Consider the following 5702-nt stretch of genomic DNA (forward strand, 5'->3'; position numbering starts at 1 on the left):
ATTGATGGGGCGAGTAAGCGGGGTAGATCTCGGTGATCGCGAAGGGGATGACGGCCATGATGATGAACGGCTTGGTATATGAACGGAGGGGGATTGCGAGGAGCGCGAAAATCAGGATCAGAGCGACCGCGAAGCCGCGGTACAGCGCGTCGATCGACTCCAGCTGCTGCTGCTGCTCGCCCCCGAACGTGTATGTCAGGCCCGGTTCCGCCGCGGCCAGATCCGCGAGGATCGAACCGGCCAGGATCTCGTTGGCTTCGTCGCCGGAAATCACCGAGACATCCACATCGGCGGTGACGGTGACGACGCGCTGGCCATCCCTGCGCCGGAGGGCCGACGGCGATACGCCCGGGATCAGCGACGCCACGCTGATGATCGGCACCTCATCCCCGCCCGGCGTCCGGAGCAGGTAGCCTTCGATGTCCGTAATCGAGTTCCGCTCTTCCGCGGGCAACCGGGCATAAACTCGTACCTCTTCCCGGCCGCGCTGCACCCGGACGGCTTCCGCGCCGAAGAACGCGGCCCTCGCCTGGCCGGCCAACTCTTGCACGGTGAAACCGAGGGTCCGCGCTTCGGGCCGCAACTCCAGCTGAACTTCCGGGATGCCCGGAGCGTGATCCGACCGTATGTCGTAGACGCCTCTCACGCTGCGGAGTCCGTCGACCACCGAGTTGGCGATCCGGGCGAGGCGCTCCGGGGCCGGATGTGACAGTACGACCTCGACCGGGTTCCCCAGGGTGAAGATCTCGCCGCTGAAGGTGATGCCGCGGACGTAGGGCAGCACACCCACCTCCTCCCGCCACGCCTGCACGACTTCTCCAGTGGAGATCCGTCTCTGCTGCGCACCGAGGAGTTTGAACTCGATGGTGGCGATATTGGCCTGCGGATTGACGGTGGGCTGCGGGTTGAGTCCGCCCTCGAGTCTCGATCCCAGTCCGACGGTCAGCGTGACGCCGGTCAGCAGCGGCGGCGCGTCCGCGGGCCGGCTGCGAGAGAGTTGTTCGATGACCCGGTGGCCCGCAGCCTCCAGCTCCCGCGCGACTTCGTACGTTCTCGGAGCGGTGGCCCCATCGGGCATCTCCAGCACCACCGTCACGATATCGCCCTCCACGTCGTCGGCCAGCGTGGTGGGGACGATTCCCGCGGGCAACAGGGAAATGCTCAGCACGAGCATGCCAACGGCCCCCGTCATCGTCACGCCGGGCCGGCCCGTGGCGAACCGCAGGGCCCGGTCCAGGGGCCCCTGTACGAACCGTTGCAGTTGAGCGTCGACACGACTCTGGAGTCGCGAGAAGAATCGGTCGAAGGCATTGCCCGGCATCCATTCCGGACCGGGCAGGTGGGACAGGTGGTTCGGCAGGACGAACAGCGATTCCACCAGCGAAACCAGCAGCATGGCGATCATGATGATCGGCAGGGCCCGCCATACGTCACCGACGCCCCCCGGAATGAACAGCAGCGGGACGAAAGCCACCACCGAAGTGAGGACCGCGAACGTCAACGGCACCTTGATCCGCCGGACGCCGCGGATCGCGGCCGCGACCCCGGGGGTTCCCTGATTGCGTTCGTGTTGAATGTGCTCCGCCACAACGATGGCGTCGTCAACGACGATCCCAATGGCGAGGACAAAGGAGAAGAGGCTGATCGTGTTGATCGCCACGTCGAACGCCATCATGACGGCGAGGGCGCCTACGCCCGAAACGGCGAGGCCCACCGCAACCCACAGGGCAAGCCGAACCTGGAGGAACAGGCTCAGCGCGACCAACACCAGCAACAAACCCAGAATGCCGTTCTTCAGAAGCAGATCGGCGCGTTCCTCGTAGGCCTGGGATTCGTCGTTCCACAAGGTGATGCCCACGCCGTCCGGCAAGGCCGGGATCACCTCGTTCGCCAGGTGCTCGCGGACCGTCGTGGCCACATCCATCACCTGCTCGCCGCCAGCCCGGTAAACCTCGACGAATACGGCGGGCTGGTCCTGATGGCGGACGATCAGGTCTGCCTCCTGGAACCCGTCTTGGACCTCGGCGATGTCGCCGAGGCGCACGACCGTGCCGTCGCGGCCGCTGAGAAGGACGATCTCCTCGAAGTCCTGCTGGTCGTAGTTCTGCCCGAGAGTCCGCACTCGAACCTGGGATTCCCGCGTATCGATGCTGCCGGCCGACAAGTCGAGGGAACTGCGGCGGATCGCGCCGGCAACGTCGGTAAGCGAGAGTCCCAGGGCCCTGAGCCGCTGAAGCGGCACCTCGATGGAGATCTCGTAGTTCCGGACCCCGCTGACCTCGACCTGGGAGACGGAAGGTAGCGTGGTAAGGTCGTCCTCGATCCGATGCGCCAGTTCCTTCAGCGAGCGCTCGGAGACGTCGCCGTGGACGATGAGCCGCATCATGCTGAAGCGGTTGTCCATCTCCTGGAAACGGGGACGTTCGGCTCCGGCCGGGAACGACTGGATGCGATTGACGGCAGATTCTATTTCGTCCAGGGCCCGATCCATGTCCGTACCGGAATCCATCTGGATCCGCACGGAGGCAATGCCGGGTGCCGCCAGGGACTTGACCGCCGCCACGTCATCGAGCCCGCTGACCTGGTCCTCGATCTTGACGACGATCGACTCCTCGATCTCCTCCGGCGTGGCACCGGGGTAGGCCATCGAGACTTCGATGTGGTAGAAGGGGGTGACAGGCCAGGCTTCCCGCTCGAGGCCGGTCAGGGACACGAGTCCGGCCGCGACGATGCCCATCATCAGGAGATTGGCCGCGATACCGTTGCTGGCCATGTAGGCGAGCGGGCCGGACCGCTCGCGACGGGCGTCCGGTTCGGGACCCGCGTCGGGATTCATCGCGCCGGTTCGGTCTGGACGCGCATCCCTTCGGTGGCGAACTGAAGTCCACCGGTGATTACCGCCTGGCCGCCTCGCAGGGCGCCGGTGACGAACACTGCATCGTTGGCGCGTTGCAGCACCTGAACCGGAACGATGTTCACGACGCCGTCGCGGTCCGCCGTCCAGACTTCGTTGCCGGGTTGCAGCGCCGCTCGCGGGATCTGGAAGTAGTCCTCCGGTGAGAGTCCCTCGATCTCCACCTCCACGAACTTGCCGACCAGCAACGGAGGATCGCTCCCGACAGCGGCGGACGGGCCCGCCGGCGCGCTTGGGTCGAACGGGTCCGGCACGCGCACGATCACGTCGATGGTGCGTGTCTGCGCGTCAACGGAACTCTCCCCCCGATCCACGTAACCCTCCCAGGAGTACATCGCCTCCCCGTAATGGGCGATCACGCGAGCCGCTACGTCCCGTGCCCCGTCGCCCGCCTCGAGCCCCCACAATCCGGGGACCAGGGCGGCGTCGGCATCGGAGAGGGGCACGACGACCTCCACCGCCGCCGAAGCGAAGAGGCGTCCGACGGGCTGCCCGGGGTTCACGACCTGCCCCGGATCGACGGATTCCTCGCGCACGAAGCCATCGAACGGCGCGGTGACCCGGGTCCTGGAGAGCGCAAGTCTCGCCTCGTCAAGCCGCGCTCGATCCCGGCTCAGCGCGGCGCTGGCCGCTTCCATCTGAGGCTCCCGCAGCGTGAGCGGACTCGCCTCGGCCGGCGGAGGCCCCGTCTCGCGCCGCTCCACGTACAGTTCATACTGGGCACTGGCGATCGTTGCCCGTTCCTGTTCCTCGAGGAAGGCGACGCGGCTTGCCGCGACGTTCGCTTCCGCTACCTGTACGCGGTACTCGTAATCGGCTTCTTCGATGCGGAAGAGCGTCTGGCCCGCCTCGACGCGCCCTCCGCTCTGGAACCGCGGATTGACCCAGACGACCTTGCCGCCCACCTGCGGTGCGACATCGATCTCCTCGCTTGGCCGCACGGTGCCGGATCCGAACACGGGTATCGCGCCCGATCCGGCCACAACACTGGCCGTTTGCGCAAACGGGATCTGGGGGGGTGGTTCCTGGCTTTCCGGTTCGGGGGCCAGCGAGAGCATTAGTGCCGCGACCGCAATCGTACCGACGATGATCACGGCGATGATCCGGAGACTGGATCCGAACAGCAATCTGCGCAGCATTGTGCCTTATCCCATGGAGTCGAGGAGCGCCGGCTTGAGCATAGGAATCTACGGTTTGTTCGGTCAACGGGACGGAACCTACCCGGGCGAACGGTCGCGGAGCACGCGTACGACGCGGCCGTCGGAATCGACGACCTGCACCGGACCTCTGAGGACGTCATCGCCCAAGTCGACCACGCGGCCGGGTTTCTCGTCCGCGGCGCCGACGCCGGGGAGCGTATACGGCTCCGCCAGGCTCGCGTCGACCTCGTAACCCAGGTCGGCCAGCGACCGGATCGTGATCGCGCTGAGGGTCTCCCGGACTCCGAGCCTGTTGAGCGGCCTCATGAGCTCCCCGCGGAGGACGGAGCCGCGCCAATGGAGGTTCGCGCTCCCGGCTCCGCCGCGGTTCTCGACGGGGACTTTTGCCCCGCCCGCGTAGTCCGTGCCGCCCGCCGCGTCGAAGGCGGCGATGGCCGCGGGACCGACGAAATGCGCGTCGATCGCTCCCACGCCGAGGGCAGGATCCCGGAGGAGACCGAGAGGGCGCCACAGCACGCCGAATCCGAGCGCGTGCGCGATCTCGTGAACGGCGAGTTCCGTGGCGTCGCCGGTGTCGATGAGACGATCGATGTCCGATACGTCGAAGAACGCCACGCTCGCGAAGGGCAGCATCGAACCTTCGCGCAGGCGGCACACGCCGGCCTGGGCGAGCGTGCGGCCCGGGCCGTCGATGTCCCGGAACTCGACGAGCACCATCAGGTCATCGACGGTGCCGACCGGCTCCGCGGTGCTCGCGCCGTAACACTCGATGCGGTCGTCGACCGCAACTTCCGGCAGTTCCGTATCTGCCAGCACCGACATCCAGAGTGCCGCCGCTTCGAGGACCACGGCTCGCCACGGCTCGGCAGCCGTGGTGTCGAAGCGAACCTCGATGTCGAACCTCCGGGCCGGTCGGACCTCCACGGCGAACGACAGTTCGGCGCCCAGCCCGCCGGCGTCGCGCGCCGCGATCGTCACCGTGGCCATCCCCGGTGCGACGCCGACCACGCGCATCGTGTCGCCCCGGGCGGTGACGGTCACCACCCCGCTGTCCGAAGAGGCGACACCATAGATCAGCACCTCCCCGTCCGGGTCGGCGAAATAGCCCGACAAGTCCACCCTTGTCGTATCCGCCGCGGTGAGCTGGAGGTCCGGGATCGCGCCGGTGGCCACAGGCGCCCGATTCGGCACCGTAACCTCGAAGCGTAGCGCGGCGGCCCGGCCTTCAGGATCGCGCGCCGTGATCGCCACCGTCGACGCCCCCGGCGCGAGGGCGACGATGCGGATTGTGCTTCCCGAGACTTCGGTGCCCGCAACCTCCCCTGCAGACGACCTTGCCTCGAAAGAGAGAGCGTCTCCGTCGGGATCCCGAAAGTAGCCGGACGCTTCCAACGTCGCCGTGTCGCCTACGGCCAGTTCGAAGTCGGCGACGACGCCGATGACCATCGGCGGCCGCGTCAGCGGAAGGTCCATGCTCCCGTCGCCGCACGCCGCGGCCCAAGCGGCGGCGAGCAGCGCGAACGCCGGGAACGCGGACCTTCCAGGAGCATCCCGTCGCGGCCGAGAGCCCGCGCTATCCCGCCCGAATGGGTTTCCGGATCGAACGGCTCTCATCAAGCGAAGGTAAC

3 protein-coding genes are annotated in these 5702 nt (G+C 67.3%); all 3 read right to left on the minus strand.

The window, feature by feature from the left end; genetic code table 11:
- Positions 1–2836: efflux RND transporter permease subunit (locus tag OXN85_02395; GenBank protein ID MCY3598810.1), on the minus strand; the 2836-nt coding region annotated here is incomplete at its 3' end.
- Complete coding sequence (locus tag OXN85_02400) at positions 2833–4053, minus strand: efflux RND transporter periplasmic adaptor subunit (GenBank protein MCY3598811.1); 1221 nt, start codon at positions 4051–4053, stop codon at positions 2833–2835. The genes OXN85_02400 and OXN85_02395, both read right to left, overlap by 4 nt.
- A gap of 78 nt (positions 4054–4131) precedes the next feature.
- A complete protein-coding gene (locus OXN85_02405; protein MCY3598812.1) occupies positions 4132–5547 on the minus strand; it encodes a hypothetical protein in 1416 nt (471 codons plus the stop codon).
- Positions 5548–5702: the final 155 nt, after the last annotated feature.

The sequence above is a fragment of the Candidatus Palauibacter australiensis genome, from assembly GCA_026705295.1.
Lineage (GTDB): Bacteria > Gemmatimonadota > Gemmatimonadetes > Palauibacterales > Palauibacteraceae > Palauibacter > Palauibacter australiensis.

Coding starts and splice junctions, on each gene's coding strand:
- OXN85_02400 (MCY3598811.1), bottom strand. CDS start 4,053: ATGCTGCGCAGATTGCTGTTCGGATCCAGTCTCCGGATCATCGCCGTG.
- OXN85_02405 (MCY3598812.1), bottom strand. CDS start 5,547: ATGGACCTTCCGCTGACGCGGCCGCCGATGGTCATCGGCGTCGTCGCC.